The sequence below is a fragment of the Nocardia sp. PLKS1-43 genome, from assembly GCF_059510335.1.
Map to the genome: position 1 here is coordinate 166,038 of NZ_JCAJZQ010000007.1, position 19,891 is coordinate 185,928.

Genomic DNA, 19,891 nt, shown 5'->3' on the forward strand with positions numbered 1-19,891 from the left:
ACACAATCGGTCCGGCTCAGGGACGGCACACCGCCGAATGTGAGTCGCCGCCGATCCGGGTGAGAATTCCGCGCGGCAGCAGGATGCCGTAGAGCGAGATGTCCAGGCTGCACACGTAGGCGGACGCGTACGCACCGTCCTGACTCGCGCCTCCGACATCGGAGAGCAGCGCGGGCAGATCGATGGCGACCTGATCCAATTGCGCACCGTGCGAGAGCAGCATGGTGAGCGCGTCGTGGGAGGAATCCTGGACCTGCGCGATCTGCGGCTGAATCCGGGTCACCAGCTGTTCCATCGAATTCGTCGCGCCCGCGATCTGTTCGGTCGAGGCCACCAGCGACCTGCCCTGCTGATAGAGGCCACCGACCAGTGCGCGGGTCTGGGTGATCAGGGTTTCCAGCTGGTCGCCGCGGGCGGCCAGACCTTTCATCACCGCCGACAGGTTGGCGATGATGTCGGTGAGGATCGCGTCGCGGCGCTCGAAATCCCCCGCCAGGCCCGCGGCCTGGGTGATGAACGCGCTCAGCGAGACGCCGTTGCCCTGCAGCGCCTGGATCAACGTGTTGGTCAGGTCGTTGACCTGGGCGGGTTGCAGGGTCTGGAACAGCGGCTCGAATCCGTTGAGCAGTGCGGAGATATCGAACGACGGTTCGGTCTGCGACAGCGGGATCGTGCCCCCGGCCAGGAGCGGCGTGGGTTCGCCTCTGGTGCCGGGCTCCAGTGCGACGTACCGTTGACCGATCAAATTCTGGTATCGCACAAGAGCTTTGGTGTCGTGGTAGAGATGCTGGTCGCGTTGCACCCGAAAACGCACCGACGCCACATACTTTCGGCTCGCCGGATCGCGCACCGCGCTGATGGCGTCGACCTTGCCGACCCGGACCCCGGCGATCCGCACATCGTCACCGGGACGCAGGCCGAGCACATCGGTGAACGTCGCGGAATAGCTGTCGGTCGGGCCGGAGATGGTGCGCGAGAGGGTATTCCACATCATCACGGTCACCAGCAGCGCCGCGAGCGCGAAGACGGTGAAGCCGATCGCGGCCCGGCGTTCCTTCATCCGCATGTCGGGCATCCGTCCGCAGCTACCGACCCGAGCACAGCACGCCTCCTCGAACCTTGCGGTGGAACCGGATCACTGGCAACGACCACGCTGGTGACGCAATTTCTGGCTACGACGTGGCAAATGCGAGCACTGTAGCGAATACGGGCCGATTCCGGACCTTGCCACGCCGCCGTCCCGCGCGCCGCATTTGCACGGTGAGTCGTTGTCACCCATGATTTGCGGGTCGGCGGGACCCACCACCGGAGGTCAGCACAGTCATGTCGAATACCGCTCAGGCTCCTGGGGCCGAACGACGAGCAGCGCACCGGGCGCAGCCGCGCCCGCTGATTCCGCGGCTCGGCTCGGCCGTGGCCTGGTTGCTGTGCGTGGTGGTGATCATCGGCGGTGCGGTGTTCTTCGCGCCGAAGATTCCGGTCGAGCCGATCCAGGACGTGGTGGGCGCGGGCGGGTTGGCGCTCGCGACGGCGACACTGTGGTTCGCGTTGGCCTGCTTCCTGTGCGTGGTGATCGCGATCGCGTCCTGGCACAGCCGCAGACCTTGGCGGTTCGCGGCCGGCGTGATCGCCGCGGCGCTGGCTCTCACGGTCGTGCTGGTGCCCTGGCTGACCGCGTGGCGCACCGCGAGCACGCACGGCTCCGCGGTGTCGTGGGCCTCCTTCTCCGATCAGGGGCCGCACCGATCCCCCACGCGGACAACGACTTTCGCGACCGTCGACGGACAGCCACTACAGCTGGACGCCTACCTCCCCACCCAGCCCGCGGCGGGCGCTCCGGCGATCGTATTCGTGCACGGGGGCGGATTCATCAACGGCGACCGCGGCGACAGCAACAGCTGGTTCGGCTGGCTGGCCACTCAGGGGGTCGCCGTTTTCTCCATCGATTACCGGCTCGCCCCACCGGCCCGCTGGCAGCAGGCCACCGGCGATGTGAAATGCGCGATGGGCTGGGTCCGCCAACATGCCCGGGAGTTCGGGATCGCACCGTCGAACGTCTCGGTCGCGGGCGATTCGGCGGGCGGGAATCTGGCGCTGATGGCCGCGTACACGATCGGCGATCCGCGCTTCCCGCCGACCTGCGCTGTGCCAGAGGCCCCGGCCCGCTCGGTGGTCGCGCTCTACCCGCTGACGAATCTTCCTGCGGCACTGGATGATACGCGGATGCCCTATGCGATACGCACGATGTTCGACCGCTACACCGGCGGCAGTGTGGACCGGTACCGGGACCGCTACCTCGCCGCCTCGCCGACCGAACACGTCTCCCCGGGCCTGCCGCCCACGCTGCTGGTGCAGGGCGGCAGCGACCATCTGGTTCCGGCCGGTCAGTCCACTCGCCTGGCCACCGCACTCGCCGCGGCCGGAAACCCGGTGCAGTCGCTCGTGCTGCCGTGGGTGGACCACGGCTTCATCGCCCAGTGGGGCAGTTGGGGGTCACAGCTGCTGCGGCCCCAGCTGACCAAGTTCATCCAGCAGCATCTGATCGCGGCCGGGTGATCTCAGGCCGCCGCAGCCCTGCTCAGCTGTCGGCACACCGCTTCGGGATCGGCGACGTCCAGCACCAGCCGGGTGAAATCGGTCCCGGACAGCTCGATGCGCACCCCGCGCCCGTCGAAGAGCGTGTCCCAGAATTCCTTGCGGTGCTTCCCGCGGAAGATCCCGGCCGCGATGACACCCGGGAAGAAGGTGCCCGGCGCACGCACCCACGGCGGCCGCAGATCAACCTCGGCCCGGGCCACCTCGCTGATATTCGACAGATCGAAGGTGACCTGCTCACGCAACGACAGGAATCGGTGGGCGCCGAGTACGTGAACCGTAACCGTCGTCCCCGTGACCTCGATTTCGACCATCGCGCACCTCGCCCTCGCAGGTTCCGTCTACTCCGACCAGGATGCGTCGCGTGCCTGACCGGAGCCTGTGGCTTTCCTTTGTTTTCTCTCAGATTCGAAAGCCCGTTACGCTGTAGCGACGTGGCGGTGGGGCTCGCCACTTCCGCAGGCGGGAACAACCGCGGTCTCGCACCGCCAACAGTCCCTACTTGACCAGTGCTTTCATGTTCGAGTAGGAGTCTTCTGTGCCCGAAGTGCGTCTTCCCGACGGTGTCGCCACCGAGGCGAACGCGAGTCCCGGCTGGTTTCGTGAGCACGGACCGGTGCTGATCGTCGTTGCCGTGGGCGGCGGGCTCGGCGCCGAGGCGCGGTTCGGCGTGTCCCGGCTGCTGCCGACCCGGCCCGGCCAATTCCCGTGGGGGACGTTCGTGACGAACGTGGTCGGCTGTTTCGCCATCGGCGTGCTGATGGTGCTGATCACGGAGGTCTGGGCCGGGCATCGGCTGGTGCGGCCCTTTCTCGGCGTGGGTTTCCTGGGTGGATTCACCACCTTCTCGACCTATGCCGTGGAAACCCGCAATCTGCTCGCACCCGGGACCGTGTACGTGGCCTTCGGCTATCTGGCCGGAACCCTGATCGCGGCCATGCTGGCGGTGCTCGCGGCCGTCACGCTGACACGAACCATGTTGTGGCGCAAACAGATTCGCCGATCCGACCGCGACGAGGGGCGGGGCCGAACGTGACCACCGTCCTGATCTTCCTCGGCGCCATGCTGGGCGCACCGGCGCGCTACCTCACCGATCGCGCGATCGGCGCGCGGCACGACAGCCCGTTTCCGTGGGGCACTCTCGCGGTCAATCTGACCGGGTGCCTGATCCTGGGCGCGCTCACCGGAGCGGCCGCCGACCTCCGGGTGCTGGCCCTGCTCGGCACCGGCTTCTGCGGTGCGCTGACCACCTACAGCACGTTCAGCTTCGAGACGTTGCGGCTGCTGGAACAGCGCGCGTACTTCTACGCGACGGCGAATGTCCTGGTCAGCGTGATCTCCGGCGTCGGCGCGGCACTACTCGGCTACACCGTCGCCCACGCCCTGCTCGGCTGAGCGCGGCCGCGCGGGGGCGGACAAGCGCACCACGCCGCCCTCGAGGTCCAGTTCGAGACGCGGCCGGTGCGTCTGGCCGTCGCCCGCCTCGCTGTCCTCGTCGGTCAGCTTCCTGCCCGGGAACATTTCGCCGATGACACCCATGACCCCACGATAACCTCGGCGTGGCGGCCTCGCCTCAGCCGTTGGCGTGCCCGGTATCGGCATTGTTCAGTTCGTCGGCGGCCTCACGCTGGCCGGAGGCGAAGGTGCCGAAGGTGGTGGCCAGATCGTTGATGCCGTCGAGCAGATTCTTGCTGACCGCGAGATAGCCCTTGTCGCCGTCGGCGAACTTCTTGCCGAACGAATCGTTGCCCCACGGCGCCTGTTCGGCGTCCACCGCGGACTGCAGGTTCCGCAAGGCGGTCACGATCGATCCGTGGATGCGATCGCAATCCGATGCGGCAGTGCGCAATTGGTCGGGATTGATTTCGACACTGGTCATCTTCGCGTCCTCAGTGGTCCGTATCGGCGATCAGCGGCTGTTGCCGGTCGTCCTGCTCGACTGCGCCCCGCAGATGCGGCGGCTCCGTCGAAGGAGGCGGCGCGGGCGGCAGGATATCCTCCAGATCCGGTGCGCCCTCGACGATTTCGGAAAGTTTCGGCAACCGGGATCTGCGCTCGATCAGCGGTCGCATGAGTTCGCGGCTGCGATTCTGCACCCCTTGCATCGCCGCTTGGGCGGCGGCGGTCACGTACTCGGCGAGCTCCTCGTAGCTCAGATCCGAGACCTCACTGCCGAACTTTGTTTCCACCACCATGCCGTCGGCATTGACCGTCACTTGGACGCGGTCGTCGCCGATCGACGCCGTCGCCGTCAGCTCGGAACGACGCTGCTGCAGGTCGGCGATACCGCGCATCTGGTCCTGCAGCCCTTCGAGCATCGTGGCCACATCGGCCGCCAACCGCTCGTTGACCATGACACCTCCACCGTAGGCTCCGCCCATCAAGCCCATCGCACGACGGTGAATACGACATGTCGCACAAGGAAATCCGATCCGACGCCGACACGATCTTCGATCGTCACCGGCACTAGAGTTTGAAGGCCACGTCCACGTTCGAGGGGCCGGACGATCCGCTTGCGCCGGGATCGGTTCCCTGCGGGTTCGTTCCTTCCGGGTTGGTTCCTTCGGGGTTGGTTCCCTCAGGATTCGTTCCCTCAGGATTCGTTCCGCCCGGGTTGTCGCCGAACGGGTTGTCACCGAAGGGGTTGTCACCGGAGCCCGACGCGCCCGAACCCGTCGCTCCCGTCGCGCCCGGCCCCGATGCCCCGGCCGGCCCCGTCGCGCCGGGGCCGGCGGAGCCGCTCGCCCCGTCCAGCCACGTGTCGGAGCCCGGCGCGGCCGGCGCCTCGTACGGCCCCGGCAGCTCCCGCCACTCGGGTTCGCGCTTCGGACGTGTCTTGGCCTTCATATCCGTCGACTTGCCCAGGAAGTCGTCGTCCCGCTTAGGCGCGGCCGCGGCCACCGGGGCCCCGCCCGCGCCCGGACCCGCACGATTCGGATTCCGCGGCGGCACCGGCGGCGGCACCGGCACCCCAACCGCACGATTCGGATTCCGCGGCGGCACCGGCGGCGGCACCGGCACCCCAACCGCACGATTCGGATTCCGCGGCGGCACCGGCGGCGGCTGGTTCCGGGCCGGGTTGCGCGGCGGGGCCTGCGGTGCCGCGTGGTCGGCCCCGCCTCCGCGGTTGGGCGGCGCCGCGTAGAGCGAATCGTCATCGCTGGAGCGCCCGCGCATACTTCCCGACGAGAAGAGCGAATCGTCATCGCCCGTGCCGGTCCGGAACGGGCGGGGAGTTCCGGGCTCGCTGCCGACGCCCAACGCGCCGGGAGCCGAGCGAATGCTCAGGTTGTCGTCGTCGCCGCCGCGCCCGGCCTCCGTGCCGAGCGACCTTCCGCGCATGCCGGTGTTGTTCGCGGAGCCGTCCCCGATGACCTCCCCGCGCGCGTTCGACCGGCCGCCGAGGAGATGCGACGACTCGCCGAGCGCGGACCCGCCGTACTTCCCTCCGCCGAGTCCCGTAGTGAGACCGGACTTCCCGCCACCCGAGCCGGGCGTCAACTCGGACTTGCCACCACCCAGACCCGGCGTGATCTCGGACTTGCCACCACCCAGACCCGACGTCAACTCGGACTTACCACTACCCAGACCCGACGTGATCTCGGACTTACCACCACCCAGACCCGACGTGATCTCGGACCTGCCACCACGCAGACCCGACGTGATCTCGGACCTGCCACCACCCAGACCCGACGACAACTCCGACCTGCCACCCAGGCCGGCGGTCAGCGACGGCTGACCTCCGCGTCTCGACGTCGGCGCGGGGAACAGGTCCGGGTTGCCGCGCCCGCCACCGAGCGTGGTTCCCTGGCTCCGGCTGTCGACCGGGAAGCCGCGCTGCGGAGCCGAACTCGCGCCCAGTTGTGAACTGTTGGCGACCGGACGGATCACCGTCGACGAGCCGTCCTCCGGCCCACCGGTCCCCCGCGGGCCCGATGACGAAGCCAGTTGTGAATCGCCGCCGCCACGGCTCGACCCCGAGGGCCGCATCTCCATTGAGCCGGAGCCACCGTTGATTCCCGAATCGCTCTGCGGCGCAGCGCGATTGGTCGGCTTCGCGATGATCTGGCTGCTGTCGGCGGCGGTCGTGTCGGGCCGCGATCCGGTATTTCGGGTCGTGTTGCCGCCCGTGATCGTGTTACCGCCGGTGGTCGTGTTCCCACCCGGCCTCGTGTTGCCGCCTGTCGTGGTGTTGCCCGCCGTCGGGTTCCCACCGGGCCTCGTATTGCCACCGGTGGTGTTACCGCTCGTCGTGGTGTTGCCGGCGTTCGGATTCGGGCGATCGGTCCGCTTGACCTTGTTCGTCGCCTGGTTCTTCATCCACACCGAGTACCGCAGATCGTCCGTGGTCGGTACGGTCCGCTTGATGAACGTGCCGCGCGCCGCGCCGACGATCGCGCCACGCGAGATGCCGCCGACCCAGCCCATCGGCGAGCCGAACGCTCCCGGGCCGTAAGCCGCCGCCGCGACCATATTGCCGAACAGCGAGCTGGTAGCACCCGAAACCGCGCCGATGCTGGCGCCGCGGATCACCGCGCCCGCCGGATAGGCGATCCCCTTGCCGAGCGGGATGTTCATCTTGGCGAGCGAGCTGCCCAGATACTTGTCCATCCCGAAACCCATATAACGCGCGACCTCGCGACCGGGTATCGAACCGGCGGCCGACGCCGCCATCGAGACGCCGAATTCCTTCCAGTCGAAGCTGTGCCGCTTCCCCGCCGCGATCTGGCCGACCTGTACCGCGCCGTCCATCAGCGCCGAGGTCGCCGCACCCTCGAGGATCTTGACCGTGTACACGCCGAATCCCTTGGCGCTGGGCATGATCAGCCTGCCGCCGCTGAGCAGTTCCTTGAAGTAGTACCGCTCCTTCATCGCCGAGGCGCCCAGGCGCTGAGCCATCCGCTCGATGAAGTTCTGTACGTAGTCCTCGATGATCTTCAGCACCGACCGGGTGGTCGCGATGGCTCCGGCCTCCACGGCCGGCGCGGTCGGCGGGAACGTCCACGCCCAGATGATCTCGGCCGCCAGCCAGGCCAGCGACAGGATGATGGTGAGCTTGGTGGCCTGCAACTGGGTGCCCATATCGAAGGTCGAGTCGGCGACCTCCTGCAACATCTCGGCCAGCGTCTTGACCGAATGCTCACCGTCGATCAGGTCGTCGAACTTCGCACCCATGCTGTCCGCGCCCGCACCGGCGGGGTAGGCCTTCTCGGTATCGGATTTCGCCGTCACGACGTCCGGTTCCAATGCGGACAGGGCTTGCGCGGCGGCCTTCCACGCATCGGACAGGGCCCACATGGCGTCCTCGTCGCCGTCGGGCCAGGCGGTGCCCGCGATCCAGCCCAGCCAGCGCAATTCGGGCGGCAGCTCGAGCGTCATCGAGTCACCTCCCCCCACGCTGTCCACCCGGCCCACGGTTCTCGCTTACCAGGAGACCGAACTTCGGTGAATAACCGATGGCGCACAGAGAAATTCGGCAAGGCGAACGATCCTCGTCCGCACCGCCCACGCGACGCGCCCGCAAACCACCGGTGAACCGTTCGAGCGGCAGCGGCCGTGGTGTCGCATGATGGGCAGGTGAATCGGATCCCGGTCTGGCTGCGGCCCTCGCGTTGGGGGGTGCGGATCCGGTCGGCCATGACTGCCGCGCTGGTCGTCGGCGTGGTGCTGCTGATCGCGGCGGGCTCGATGCTCGGGCTGCTGCGGCGCTCGCTGATCCACCAGCTCGACGTCTCCGCCGACACCAGGACCAGCCAGATCGCCGACGAACTGCGGCACAGCGACGGTCATCGGGTTCCGGAAGGGCTGCTCGCGGTCGAGGGGCAGGTGGTGGCGGTGCAGGTGATCGCTCCGGACGGCCGGATCGCCTGGCGGTCCGCCGATAAGCTGAGCACCCCGCTGACCGAACCGGGCTCGGCCGGAACCCCTGCCGTCGGACTACCGCCGACCAGCGCTTACGACGAGGATCTGCGCGTCGCCGCGCGCACCGTGAACACCTCCGAAGGGGACTTCACGATCCTGGTGGCGGCGGACACCGAACCGGTCGAACATGCCACGGAAGAGGTCGCCGTGCTCCTGGCGATGGGTGGGCCGCTGGTCGTTCTCGCTGCCGCGGCGGCGACATATCTGCTGGTCGGCCGGTCCCTGCGCTCGGTAGAGGCGATCCGGTCACGAGTCGCGCGGATCGAGTCCTCGGCCCTGTCGCAGCGCGTGCCGGTGCCGCCCGCCCGCGACGAGATCGCCCGCCTCGCCGAGACGATGAACGAGATGCTCGCGCGGGTCGAGGCGGGACACCGGGCCCAGCAGCGCTTCGTCGGGGATGCCTCGCACGAGCTGCGCAGCCCGCTCGCGACCATCACCGCGGCTCTGGAACTGGCCCGGGATCGGCCCCAGGCACTGGACCGCGATCTCATCGAGGGCGCGCTGCTGCCGGAGACCGAGCGGATGCGCCAGCTGGTGGAGAATCTGCTGACCCTGGCCGCCGCCGATGAGCACGGCCTCGAACTGCGCACGGGCGACGTGGATCTGGACGATCTGGCCGACGCCGAGGCGGGCACGTTGCGGCTGCGCGGCGATGTGTGGGTGCGCACCGCGATCGTGCCGGTCCGGGTGATCGGCGACCGGCCGAGACTGGCTCGGGCACTGCGCAATATCGCCGACAACGCCGCCGCGCACGCGCGGGCCCGGGTCGCGATCGGTCTGGAGAGCGACGGTGCGCGCGCCCGCATGATCGTCGACGACGACGGCCCCGGCATCCCGCCCGCGGACCGCGAGCGGGTGTTCGGACGGTTCGTGCGCCTGGACGACGACCGGGCCCGCAGCAGCGGCGGCTCCGGACTCGGGCTCGCGATCGTATCGGAAATCGTTGCCGCACACGGCGGAACGGTGACCATCGACGAGTCACCCTGGGGCGGAGCCCGTTTCGTGCTCGAGCTGCCCCTCGCCGGACCCGCCGGGATCGAGCAGACGATAGCCGACCCCGCGTAGGGTTTCGATACTGCTGCGGCCGAAGGGCGTATCGATCTTCTTGCGCAGATATCCCACGTAGACCTCGACCACGTTCTCCGGGCCGTCGTAGTGCACATCCCAGACGTTGCGCAGGATTTCGGCCTTGGTCAGCACATTCCCCTTGTGCCGCAACAGGAATTCCAGCAGTCCGAATTCCCGCGGGGTGAGCGTGAGCGGGGTGTCGCCGCGAAACACCGAGCGCCGGGCCGGATCGAGGACCAGGTCACCCGACCGCAGCTGCGCCGGCTGCTGGGGCGCGCGGCGGCGCAGCAGCGCGCGCAGCCGGGCGATCAGCACGACGAATGAGAACGGTTTGGTCAGATAGTCGTCCGCGCCCAGGTCCAGGGCGTCGACCTGGTCGTAGTCACCGTCCTTGGCGGTCAGCATCAGCACGGGGGTCCGCACGTCCTGTGCGCGCACCCGGCGCAGCACCTCGTAACCGCTCAACCCGGGCAGCATGATGTCCAGCACGATGACGTCGAAGTCGTGTTCGGTGGCCCACCACAGGCCATCGGTACCGGTCGCGGCCAGCTGGACCAGGAAACCCTCCAGCTCGAGCCCGCGACGCAACGTCTGCGCCAAGCGTGGTTCGTCCTCGACCACCAGCACCCGCATCGCCCCAGCATGCAACATCGCCCGTTACGCCCCGGCGGCACACCCCCGATTCGGGCAGCCCGCAACGATCGGCGCTGCCGCGGTCAGGCGCTGCCGGGGTGACGAGCCTGGTCGTACCAGCGGTGCGGAATCGACCAGTCCCATTCCGGCTCCGGTCGGCGGGTCTGTTGCCGTTCGCGCAGGTACTCGCCGTAGACTTCGGCCGCGCCGAGGGTGCCCCCCAGCATGATCAGTCCGGACATGATGTGATGCCACACATCGGCTTTCGAGATGCGTCGTCGCATCGGTACCTCCTGTACGCCCGGCTCGCAACAGTGCGCCAGCGCCGCCGTGCCCGCGGGTCGGTTCACCCGGCCGAACTCGTCACGCCGTGTCGATCCTGACGTGCGAGCGCCTCCGGGCGGGGCGCTTTGGGGGAATTCCCCTCGGGCGCGCCGCTCACACCTCCGATGCGCGCCGGGCGAGGTCGATCTCGGCCATGTGGTCCTGCGCCCACGCGCGCAGCGCCGACAGCGGCACTTCCAGCGATGTGCCCAGTTCGGTCAGCCGGTAGTGCACCCGGGGCGGCACGGTGGGCTCGACCCGACGCGCGACCAGACCGTCGCGGGTCAGATCGCGCAGGGTCACCGAGAGCATCTTCTGCGAGACGCCGGGCATGCGCCGACGCAGTTCGGCGAACCGAACCTCCTGCGGAGCGGCCTCGGCCAGCAGTTTGACCACCATCGACACCCATTTGGTGCCCAACCGGTCCAGCAATCGCCGGGTCGGGCAGCCGGGGTCGAACAGATCGCCGCGCGGGCCGGTGGGGGTGGTCACCCGGAGCTCACCACCTGTCTCGAAAGTGCCTTCTTGGCCGGACCTGTGATCCTACCTATGGTCACTTGGTAACCAAAAGTGACCGGAGGTACGAGTGTCCGCAGCACAGCCCGACATCACCGTTCGACAGGTCGCGGCCAACGGCATCGAGATCGCCGTGGCCGTCGCCGGACGCGGCCCCGCAGTCCTGCTGTTGCACGGATTTCCGCATACCTGGCAACTATGGCGCGCCGTGATCGGCCCACTGGCACAACGTCATCGAGTGATCGCGCCGGATCTGCGCGGCTTCGGCGGCAGCACCCGCGCGGCCGACGGCTACGACGCGAACACCCTGGCCGAGGACGCGGCCGCACTTCTGAACGCCCTCGGCGAGCCGAACGCCACGGTGGTCGCGATCGACGCCGCCGTCCCCGCCGCCTTCCTGCTGGCCCTGCGGCAATCCGGCCCGGTCGACCGGCTGGTGCTGATGGAATCGCTGCTGGGTACCCTGCCGGGCGCCGAAGCCTTCCTGACCGGCGGCCCGCCCTGGTGGTTCGGCTTCCACGCGGTCCCCGGCCTGGCCGAACAGGTGCTGACCGGCAACGAACCCCGATATATCGACTGGTTCCTGCGCGCCGGAACTCTCGGCCGCGGCATCCCGCAGGGCATCCGGGACGCCTTCGTCGAGGCGTACACGGGGACCGAGGCGCTGCGGTGCGCGTTCTCCTACTATCGCACGCTGCCCGAAACGGCCGAACAGATCCGCACGGCCGTTGCCGCGGCCCGGCTGACCATCCCCACCTTGGCGATCGGCGCACATCCGGTCGGGAGTTCGCTCGCGGAACAGCTCCGACCCGTCGCCGACGACCTGAGGTCGCACCTGATCCCGGACTGTGGCCACATCATCCCGCTGGACCGCCCCGACGCACTGCTCCCGCTGCTCACTGATTTCATCGATCCGGGCAGCGAGTAATGCTCTAGCGCAACCGCTCTCAACGCCCCCAGCGGCGAGTGAGGTTGTCGTCCAGGTATTTTCGCGTTGACTCGGTGAGTGAATGGTCGGGGCCCAGGATGCGGCTTCTGGTCGCGAGGGTGTGTTCGAGGATGTGTACCGCCTGGTCGTGGTCGCCGTACAGGTGGTAGGCGACGCCGAGGTTGTGCAGGGTGTTCAGCGTGAACGGATGTTCCGGGCCCAGTGCGCGCTCGCGGCCTGCCAGGGTCTTCAGGATCATGTCGATACCCTCGGCGAAGCGCCCTGCGCTGACGTAGGCGAAGCCGAGATAGTGCCGGATGGTCAGCGTATCGGGATGCTCCGGGCCCAGCAGGCGGTCGCGGATATCGGCATTGACCACGTGCAACGAGATCGCGTCCTCGTAGCGGCGCACGCCGGAGTAGGCGACGGCGAGATTGCCGCGACTGTTCACGGTGTCGGGATGCTCGAAGCCCAGGACGCGCTCGCGGGTGGTCAGCGTCTGCTCGAAGAGCATGATCGCCAAATCCTTCTGTCCCGCCGACTGATAGGCGTCGGCGAGATTGTTGCGGGAGATGAGCGTCTCGGGGTGGTCCGAGCCCAGGGTGCGTTCGCGGGCGGCCAGGATGCTCTCGTGCATCGTCAGCGCCTCGCGCAGACGTCCGGTCGCCTGATAGGCGGCGGCCAGATTGTTGCGCGTGGTGAGCGTCAGCCTGTGGTCGGGGCCCAGCGTCCGCTCGCGCCGGGCAACCAGCGTCTCGTACAGCGGCAGGGCCTCGGAGTTGCGTCCCGACTCGGCGTACGCGCGGGCCAGCATGATTCCGGCGACCATGGCCTGGTCGTGATCGGTGCCGTAGCGCCGTTCCCGCTGGGAGAACATGCGTTGCAGCAGCGGGACCGATTCGGCGTGCCGATCGGTCCTGGCGTACGCGTCGCCGAGGAACAGGCGAGCGGTGTCGACCTCGGCGTGATCGGAACCCAGGCGGCTCTCCCGATCGGTCAGCACGCGAATCAGCACCGGAATCGCGTCGGCGCATCGGTCCGCACCGTGCAGGCTCACGCCCAGCAGCATGCGCACCTCGTCCGTTTCGGCGTGCCCGGCGCCCAGGCGGTTCTCCCGTTCGGCGAGTACGCGCATCAGCAACGGAATCGCGTCGCCGTACCGCTTGACGGCCCGATAGCTGCGCCCCAGGGCCAGGCACACATTGGCGACCTGCTCGTCCTGACCGGTCAGGCACCGTTCGTATGTGGCCAGCAGTTGCTCGAGCAACGGGATCGCCTCGGCATGGCGATCGGCCTTCACGTGCGCGTGGACCAACTCCCAGCGCAGCTTTGCCGCATCGAGATCGTCAGGGCCGCAACGTTTTTCCTGTTTCGCGAGCAGCGAGGACAACAGCGCGACGCCATCTGCGGCGCGCTCACCGACGCCGATGTACGCCTGTGCCAAGCGTTTTCGGGACGTCCAGGTCTCCTCGTCCTCCGCGCCGCGCACACGCTCGTTCACCAGCAGAGCGCGCTCGAGCAGCGGCACCGCCGCCGCGCGCCGCCCCAGATCGAACAGCGAGCGCGCGAGCAGGGTGCAGGCATCGGCGATGCGGCGGTGGTCGGGACCGAGCGTGCGTTCGGCGGCCGCCAGGGTCTGCTCGAGCAGCGGAATCGATTCCTCGAAGCGCTCGGCCTCCTGGTACATCCGGCCGATTTCCGCACGGTGCGAATCGAGTTCGGGATCCTCGGGCCCGAGCGCCTTCTCCCATTCGGCCAGCAGCCCCTCGAGCAGCAGCAGCGCGGTGTCGCGATCGCCGACGTGGTGATGCGCCCGTGCCAGCTGCCCGCAGGCCTCCAGTGCCAGCGGGTCCGCGTCGCCGAGCAGGCGCAGCCGATCGTCGGCTATGCGCTCGAGCAAGGCCAGCGCCGGTTCGTGCCGCCCGGCCTGCAAGTAGGTCGTGGCGAGAAACTCACGAGCCGTGAGGGTTTCGGCGTCATCGGCACCTGTGAGCCGTTCCTGATCCGCCACCACGCGTTCGAGTTGCGCGACGGCGTCCTCGTGACGTCCGGCACTCCGATAGGCACGAGCCAGGTTTCGCCGGATGCGCATGGCCTCGGAATTTCCCTGGCCTGGTTGGCTTTCCGCGACGTCCAGTGCGCTCTCGTACAGCCGCACCGCCGAATCATGGTTACCCGCAAGGTGATACCCGACGGCGAGATTGTCCCGGGCCGCGGCGGTGTCGGGATGCAGCTCGCCCAGCAGGGCCGTGCGCTCGGTCAGGGTGCGCAGCAGCGTTGCGACATCGGTCGCCGCGGGGGCGACCGAATCGTGCGGACCGGCCAGCGCGCGGACCGTCTCGATCGCCGAGTCCAGAGCACCGCGATCGCCCAGCCGTCCTCGGATGACCCGCGCCAACCGGGGATGCATCAGGACGGTGCGGCGATCGGTCGAGTAGACCAGCAGCGCACCGCGCAGACAGTCGTCGACCGCCATCTCGACCACCTCGCGGCCGGTGTCGTCATCGCCGGCCAGCGCGTACAGGGAGGCCAGCGGGGCTCGTTGTCCGGGCAGTACGGCCACGGCCTCGAGCAGACGCCGCAACACACCGGACTCGTCGTCCAGCAGCGCACTCTCCACGGCGATCGCCAGCGCGGCCTCGACCCCGCCGGATCCGAGCAGTGCGAGGTATCCGGGGTAGTCCAGCCGCTGCGATGGATGGCGGCGGCGCAGGCGAATCGCACTGGCCGCCACCGCGAGCCCCAGCGGCAGATCGCCCAGCGCCCGGGCCACCGCATCGGCCCCGGCGTCGTCGTCCAATTGGGCCCGGCGGCGCAGATAGGCCACCGATTCCGCGCGGGTGAACGGCTCGATGAGCACTTGCTCACCCAACCCGGCTGTGGCGCTGGATGTTCCGATGACGATCACACGCGCCGACGGCCCGGCGGGCAGATACGGGCGCACCGTCTCCGGATCGCGCACCGAATGCAGGACCAGCAGATTCGCACCCGGCCGTTCCGCCAGGGCGGCGGCCAATCGGCGCGCGGACCCGACCGCATCACCCGGTTCGGCCACACCGAGTCCCTCGGCGACGGCCAGCAGACCGGTGAGCAGTTCGGATTCGGTTGCGGCGCAGACCCATCCGACCACGGTCGCGCCCATTGCGATCGCCGTCCGGGCGCAGGCGGCCGCGACCTGCGTGCGCCCCACTCCCGCCTCGTCGTCCGGGGCGGCCAGCACCACCACCGGGCTCCGCCCGAGCGCCTCGCGCACCCGCCCGACGACCTCGCGATCGACGAAACCCATGGGCTCGTCCGGAATCTCACCGATCGCCGGTACGTCAACGATCGCTTCCCCGATCGACATCGGCGGCCCCCGAAACCTTCACTACGAACAGAACAACGAGAAGCGCCGGACCCGCGACGCCCCGGCCAAGTTAACACTGCCGCGCCCGCGAGTGAACATCGCTTCTCACCACTTCTGGTGAGGCCGAATACATCCGGACCGGCCACAATCCGGCATTCACGACAGATCCGGCGGCCTCCGCGCACGCCCGCCGCGATGGCCGATCCCGCTCTTGTCTCTCTCGCCGCGCTCGCGCCGACCGTGCCCAGGGCTTGCACCGGACCGCGACCGATACCTCGACTGCTCCTGCCCCACAGGTTCGGCGGCGGACCGGGATCAGGCGGTCGCGCCCACGGCGGCGCCGGTGAGTTCGACCGAGCGGATGCGGTCGGCGATCTCGGTGGCGTGGTGGACCAGGATGAGTTCGTCCGCGCCGATGGAAGCGGCGAATTCGTTGAGGTAGGCCAGCACGTCCTCGGGCAGGCCGACTGCGGTGTACCTGGTCATCTCCGTGAGGTGGCGGCCGTTGGGCGAGGCGAGGAAGGCGTCGATCTCCTCGTCGGTGAACGCGACGTCCCCCGCGCCGCGACGGATCATCATCCGCGCGCGGGCCCGGTAGGCGACCGCCCGCTGTTGCGCCGCGTCCTCGTAGCTCTCGGCGGCGAAGACGTTCACCCCGGCCATGACGTACGGTTCGGCCAGTTGTTCGGAGGGCCGGAATTGCTCCCGGTACACCTCCACCGCGCGGTGCAGCGCGTCGGGGGCGAAGTGGGAGGCGAACGCGTACGGCAGCCCCAGTTGCGCGGCCAGTTGCGCACCGAACAGCGAGGAGCCCAGAATGTACAGCGGCACAACACCTTCCGCTCGTGGTACCGCTTGCACGCCCGGAATGCGGGTGTCTCCGGTCAGATAGCCCTGCAATTCGAGCACGTCCTGGGGAAAGGTGTCGGCCGAGGAGTGGTAGCGGCGCAGCGCGAACATGGTCTTCTGATCGCTACCCGGCGCGCGGCCGAGCCCGAGGTCGATCCGCCCCGGATACAGCGTCTCCAACGTGCCGAACTGCTCGGCGATCACCAGCGGCGAGTGATTGGGCAGCATGATCCCGCCCGCGCCGAGCCGGATGCTCTCGGTCTGTCCCGCGACATGCCCGATCAGCACACTGGTCGCACTCGACGCGATCGACCCCATGTTGTGGTGCTCGGCATACCAGACCCGTCGGTACCCGCTGCGCTCGGCGGCCCGCGCCAGCGCCACGCTGTTGTCGAAACTGTCCCGTGCGGTCCGACCGGGTGCGATGGACGCGAGATCGAGGATGGACAGGGCGAGGGGCATGCGTCGCCGCCTTTCGAAGATCGGTAACCGGAGAGACTCACCGGATGGAACGTTCCGGGGACCGTCCCGCATTCCGCGAACGCCCGGCCACGAGGGCAACGAGCCGGCCGGCTCCTCGATTCAGCCGGGCGAGCGGGCCCCGCCGGCCACCGGGTCCGGCACGTCGGCGGACACGCTCGCTCGCGACGCCCGGTCACCGGACCGGCCACGCAGATAGCCGGCAGTCGCGACGAGCAGCGCGAGGGTGAGCCAGATATAGGCGTTGTGATACAGCGCCGAATGCTCGTGATAGTCGAAGACACTGCTCGCTCGCACGCCCACCAGCGGTAACACCCCGCCCGAGGCGATCACCGCCACGGCGGCCGCGATCGGTGCGGTCGCCGGGCCGGGTCGCCGGATCGCGAGTTCGGCCAGCACGATCAGCATCGGCAGCAGGAACACCCAGTGATGCACCCAGCTGTACGGCGACACCGTCGTCATGGTCAGCCCGCACAGCGCGACTGCGGCCAGTTCCTCGCCCGTGCGCGACAGCCGCCGGGCCAGCACCAGGCTGATCGCGGCGATCGCCAGCGCCGCGATCAGCCACAGCAGCTGATGAACTCCCGCCACGCCGACGGTGCGGGCGAGCAGTCCGCGCAACGATTCGTTGGAGTTGTTCTGCGGCACGCCGACTCGCGCGGGATCGGCGAACGCGCCACTCCAGAACGTCAGCGAGTCGCGCGGCATGATCAGTGCCCCGACCAGCACGGTAGCGGCGAATCCGCCGATCGACGTCGCCGCGGCCCGATACCGCCCGGTGGCCAGCAGATACAGCACGAAGAACGCGGGCGTCAGCTTGATTCCCGCCGCGACGCCGGTCAGCGCGCCTTTCCAGCGCGAGGAATCCGGCAGCGCCATATCCACCAGCACGAGCATCAGCAGCAGAATGTTGACCTGACCGAATGCCATGGTCTGCCGGATCGGCTCACACCACATGGCCAGTCCGGCGATCGGCACGCTCAGCAGCACCATCCGCGGATCCCGCCGATACCCCAGCGTCGACAACGCCGCCCACGCCGACACGCCGACCATCGCCGCGTTGCCCAGTCCCGCGACCCACGATCGCGCCACACCGGCCAGTCCGGCCAGCGGTACGAACAACAGGGCCGCGAACGGCGTATACACGAACTCCATCACGCCGCGGGTATGTCCGAGCAGCGGCGTGTCGTAGAGCGAGATCCCGTGGGACACACGGTATCCCGCGATCTGGTACACCCCGAAATCGGTGAGGTGCAGCATGAGCCGCGGCTCGCGCAGCACCAACTCGAGGTAGTACCCGCCCGCGATCACACCCGCCGCGGCGACGGCCAGGCAGACAGGTATCGCGATCGTGCGCCGCGACGGCCCGGAGCGGACCGCGGACGGCCTGGTCGGTTTCTCGATCGTCGGCAACGACACATCAACTCCAGCATTCGACGCCCGTGCGCCCAACACCGTAACCAGGCCCGCGCCGACCGGCGCACCCGGCTGCCGCGCTCACTCGAGCTGCGGCTCCCATTGACCGGGATGACCGTCCACGGACGGGTCGTAGAGTACGACGAACCGGAACTGCCGCGGGGCCGAGAGCGGGAACGGCCCGACGCTCAACTCCTCGCAGGTGTAGCGGTCGCTGCTCATCGTGCGGACCCAGGTCGGCGGGCCGCCCTGCTGATCGAGCCATTTCTGGAATACGGACCGTGCCGGTTTGGCGGCCATGATGACCGACATCAACGGTAATGCGTCGAGTTCACCGGCAGTGGAGACGAACCGAAGACTCTCACTCATGCCGAAAATCTTCTCACCTACCGGCCGAAACGAGGGTCAACCGCGACCGTGGCTGCGTTCGTAGGCCGCTCGCGCGAGTGCGGCCCGGTCGCGCGCCGACGCATCGGCCAGCACCGGATCCAGGCCGTGCTTGGCCAGCCGATAGCGCCGGTAGACGTAGGTCAGCGCGATCGCGAAGAACACCAGCGGCAGGAAGATCAGCGCCATCATCGCGCCGCCCATCCACAGCGGGCCCGGGACCAGCAGAAACAGGCTCAGCACCAGCAGCAGCGGAATCATCAGCCGCAGCAGGTAGCGACGGGCGGCGCCCGGACCGGTGAGGTCGTTGCGCACCCACTCGGACATCGACTCGGGCAGTGTGCCGCCACAGATGTATCGCAATCGCTGTAGCGGGTTCGGCGTCCGGTCGCTCATGCCCTCTCCTTCGGTCCGCGTAGTTCGTGCATTAACTATTAACACAAAACCACCGCGCGCACATCCTCGTAACTACGCTTCACCAGCGCATTGAGCTGTGACTTTGGTTGCACTACGCGATCCGCATCCTACGATTCGTGTACTAATTGTTAGTGGCTTCAATCGACAGAGGAAGGCGGAGTTGTGACGTCCCGCATCGATGATCCGCTGCGTTTGGATCGCCAGGTCTGCTTCGCGCTGGCGCTGGCCAACCGCGCGGTCCTGGGCATCTACCGTCCGCTGCTCGAGCCGATGGGCCTGACCCACCCGCAGTACCTGGTCATGCTCGCCCTGTGGGGCGAGTCCCCGCTCTCGGTCAAGGAGATCGGCGAGCTGGTCCAACTCGATTCGCCCACGCTGTCCCCGCTGCTCAAACGTCTCGAGGCGGCCGGATACATCACTCGCCGCCGCGACACGCACAACGAACGCGCCCTGGTCATCGGCCTGACCACCGCCGGGCGTGCGCTGCGTGCCCGCGCGGAGCAGATTCCCCCCGCCGTCGTGGAGCGGCTCGGCGTGACGCTCGACGACCTCGAGGAGTTGCACTCGGTCCTGAGCCGGGTCAACGCCGCGGCCCGGCGTGCCGCCGCGGACCAGTAGCGGCCCTCCTTCGCCACCCCGGCCGCTCAGCCGATCGTGAATGTCGCGCTACGCCCGCGAGCGTCCAGACGACCGTCTCCCCAACTCGCCCCGGCATAGGCGTCGATCTCGATCGCGTACTCCCCCGCGAGCAACTGCGCGGGCAGGCGCACGGACGTCTGCGCGCGGCGGTCGACGATGCCCAGATACCGCCGCGAAACATCCTCTCCCGGCCCGACCAGAAATACCCGCGCGTACCGGAATACCTTGTGCGAGGCCGATTCCGAGGCGGGCGACCACCGCACGTCCAGGACGTCCGGGCCGGCGGCGCCGACCAGCACTCGCAGGGCCTCGCGTCCTTCGACCCGATCTCTCACCACTCCCTCCTCCCCGCACCGAAAAGCGCCGGGCCG

21 protein-coding genes are annotated in these 19,891 nt (G+C 68.7%); 6 read left to right on the forward strand and 15 right to left on the reverse strand.

Features of this window, described 5'->3' with window-relative positions:
- Window positions 1–16: 16 nt before the first annotated feature.
- On the reverse strand, window positions 17–1,060 hold the full coding sequence (locus AC5WS7_RS24845; RefSeq protein ID WP_495957185.1) for an MCE family protein: 1,044 nt from the start codon (window positions 1,058–1,060) through the stop codon (window positions 17–19).
- Window positions 1,061–1,323: 263 nt separating this feature from the next.
- Here AC5WS7_RS24845 and AC5WS7_RS24850 point away from each other — a divergent pair, with 263 nt between their 5' ends.
- Complete coding sequence (locus AC5WS7_RS24850) at window positions 1,324–2,556, forward strand: alpha/beta hydrolase (RefSeq protein ID WP_495956965.1); 1,233 nt, start codon at window positions 1,324–1,326, stop codon at window positions 2,554–2,556.
- 2 nt (window positions 2,557–2,558) lie between these two features.
- On the opposite strand, the gene AC5WS7_RS24855 is transcribed toward AC5WS7_RS24850, so the two are convergent.
- A complete protein-coding gene (locus AC5WS7_RS24855; RefSeq protein ID WP_495956966.1) occupies window positions 2,559–2,909 on the reverse strand; it encodes a hypothetical protein in 351 nt (116 codons plus the stop codon).
- Between the two features lie 224 nt (window positions 2,910–3,133).
- Here AC5WS7_RS24855 and crcB (AC5WS7_RS24860) point away from each other — a divergent pair, with 224 nt between their 5' ends.
- Window positions 3,134–3,631, forward strand: a complete 498-nt coding sequence (crcB, locus tag AC5WS7_RS24860; protein ID WP_495956967.1) for a fluoride efflux transporter CrcB — start codon at window positions 3,134–3,136, stop codon at window positions 3,629–3,631.
- On the forward strand, window positions 3,628–3,990 hold the full coding sequence (crcB, locus tag AC5WS7_RS24865) for a fluoride efflux transporter CrcB (RefSeq protein WP_495956968.1): 363 nt from the start codon (window positions 3,628–3,630) through the stop codon (window positions 3,988–3,990). Before crcB (AC5WS7_RS24860) ends, crcB (AC5WS7_RS24865) begins: the two co-directional genes overlap by 4 nt.
- Here the strand turns inward: crcB (AC5WS7_RS24865) and AC5WS7_RS24870 are convergent.
- From AC5WS7_RS24870 to AC5WS7_RS24885, 4 genes are all read right to left on the reverse strand, one after another.
- Window positions 3,952–4,134 (reverse strand): hypothetical protein, encoded by a 183-nt coding sequence (locus AC5WS7_RS24870; protein ID WP_495956969.1) that lies wholly within the window; start codon window positions 4,132–4,134, stop codon window positions 3,952–3,954. The genes crcB (AC5WS7_RS24865) and AC5WS7_RS24870 overlap by 39 nt on opposite strands.
- Window positions 4,135–4,168: 34 nt before the next feature.
- The gene (locus AC5WS7_RS24875) at window positions 4,169–4,474 is read right to left on the reverse strand and encodes a WXG100 family type VII secretion target (RefSeq protein WP_495956970.1); all 306 of its coding nucleotides are present in this window, start codon (window positions 4,472–4,474) and stop codon (window positions 4,169–4,171) included.
- A gap of 10 nt (window positions 4,475–4,484) precedes the next feature.
- On the reverse strand, window positions 4,485–4,985 hold the full coding sequence (locus AC5WS7_RS24880; protein ID WP_495956971.1) for a YbaB/EbfC family nucleoid-associated protein: 501 nt from the start codon (window positions 4,983–4,985) through the stop codon (window positions 4,485–4,487).
- A gap of 76 nt (window positions 4,986–5,061) precedes the next feature.
- A complete protein-coding gene (locus AC5WS7_RS24885) occupies window positions 5,062–7,974 on the reverse strand; it encodes a WXG100-like domain-containing protein (RefSeq protein WP_495956972.1) in 2,913 nt (970 codons plus the stop codon).
- 198 nt (window positions 7,975–8,172) lie between these two features.
- Here AC5WS7_RS24885 and AC5WS7_RS24890 point away from each other — a divergent pair, with 198 nt between their 5' ends.
- A complete protein-coding gene (locus AC5WS7_RS24890) occupies window positions 8,173–9,582 on the forward strand; it encodes a sensor histidine kinase (RefSeq protein ID WP_495956973.1) in 1,410 nt (469 codons plus the stop codon).
- Here AC5WS7_RS24890 and AC5WS7_RS24895 read toward each other — a convergent pair.
- The 3 genes from AC5WS7_RS24895 to AC5WS7_RS24905 all read right to left on the reverse strand — a co-directional run bounded on the left by AC5WS7_RS24895 (window position 9,496) and on the right by AC5WS7_RS24905 (window position 11,034).
- Window positions 9,496–10,218 carry a response regulator transcription factor gene (locus AC5WS7_RS24895; protein ID WP_495956974.1) on the reverse strand — a complete coding sequence of 241 codons (723 nt, stop codon included), beginning with the start codon at window positions 10,216–10,218 and terminating at the stop codon, window positions 9,496–9,498. The two genes, AC5WS7_RS24890 and AC5WS7_RS24895, sit on opposite strands and share 87 nt — an antisense overlap.
- An 83-nt stretch (window positions 10,219–10,301) precedes the next feature.
- Window positions 10,302–10,502, reverse strand: a complete 201-nt coding sequence (locus AC5WS7_RS24900; RefSeq protein ID WP_495956975.1) for a hypothetical protein — start codon at window positions 10,500–10,502, stop codon at window positions 10,302–10,304.
- A gap of 154 nt (window positions 10,503–10,656) precedes the next feature.
- On the reverse strand, window positions 10,657–11,034 hold the full coding sequence (locus tag AC5WS7_RS24905; protein WP_495956976.1) for a winged helix-turn-helix transcriptional regulator: 378 nt from the start codon (window positions 11,032–11,034) through the stop codon (window positions 10,657–10,659).
- A 94-nt stretch (window positions 11,035–11,128) separates the two neighbouring features.
- Here AC5WS7_RS24905 and AC5WS7_RS24910 point away from each other — a divergent pair, with 94 nt between their 5' ends.
- Window positions 11,129–11,986 (forward strand): alpha/beta fold hydrolase, encoded by an 858-nt coding sequence (locus AC5WS7_RS24910; RefSeq protein ID WP_495956977.1) that lies wholly within the window; start codon window positions 11,129–11,131, stop codon window positions 11,984–11,986.
- Window positions 11,987–12,005: 19 nt separating this feature from the next.
- On the opposite strand, the gene AC5WS7_RS24915 is transcribed toward AC5WS7_RS24910, so the two are convergent.
- The 5 genes from AC5WS7_RS24915 to AC5WS7_RS24935 all read right to left on the reverse strand — a co-directional run bounded on the left by AC5WS7_RS24915 (window position 12,006) and on the right by AC5WS7_RS24935 (window position 18,860).
- Complete coding sequence (locus AC5WS7_RS24915; protein ID WP_495956978.1) at window positions 12,006–15,332, reverse strand: tetratricopeptide repeat protein; 3,327 nt, start codon at window positions 15,330–15,332, stop codon at window positions 12,006–12,008.
- 315 nt (window positions 15,333–15,647) lie between these two features.
- A complete protein-coding gene (locus AC5WS7_RS24920) occupies window positions 15,648–16,643 on the reverse strand; it encodes an LLM class flavin-dependent oxidoreductase (protein ID WP_495956979.1) in 996 nt (331 codons plus the stop codon).
- A 120-nt stretch (window positions 16,644–16,763) separates the two neighbouring features.
- Window positions 16,764–18,080: a glycosyltransferase 87 family protein gene (locus AC5WS7_RS24925; protein ID WP_495956980.1), complete on the reverse strand. Its 1,317-nt coding sequence runs from the start codon at window positions 18,078–18,080 to the stop codon at window positions 16,764–16,766.
- A gap of 78 nt (window positions 18,081–18,158) precedes the next feature.
- Window positions 18,159–18,446: a hypothetical protein gene (locus AC5WS7_RS24930; RefSeq protein ID WP_495956981.1), complete on the reverse strand. Its 288-nt coding sequence runs from the start codon at window positions 18,444–18,446 to the stop codon at window positions 18,159–18,161.
- A 36-nt stretch (window positions 18,447–18,482) separates the two neighbouring features.
- Window positions 18,483–18,860: a DUF5313 family protein gene (locus tag AC5WS7_RS24935; RefSeq protein WP_495956982.1), complete on the reverse strand. Its 378-nt coding sequence runs from the start codon at window positions 18,858–18,860 to the stop codon at window positions 18,483–18,485.
- Window positions 18,861–19,043: 183 nt separating this feature from the next.
- On the opposite strand from AC5WS7_RS24935, the gene AC5WS7_RS24940 reads away from it, so the two are divergent.
- Window positions 19,044–19,499, forward strand: a complete 456-nt coding sequence (locus tag AC5WS7_RS24940) for a MarR family winged helix-turn-helix transcriptional regulator (protein ID WP_495956983.1) — start codon at window positions 19,044–19,046, stop codon at window positions 19,497–19,499.
- A 26-nt stretch (window positions 19,500–19,525) separates the two neighbouring features.
- On the opposite strand, the gene AC5WS7_RS24945 is transcribed toward AC5WS7_RS24940, so the two are convergent.
- Window positions 19,526–19,855, reverse strand: a complete 330-nt coding sequence (locus tag AC5WS7_RS24945) for a hypothetical protein (RefSeq protein ID WP_495956984.1) — start codon at window positions 19,853–19,855, stop codon at window positions 19,526–19,528.
- Window positions 19,856–19,891 lie beyond the last annotated feature (36 nt).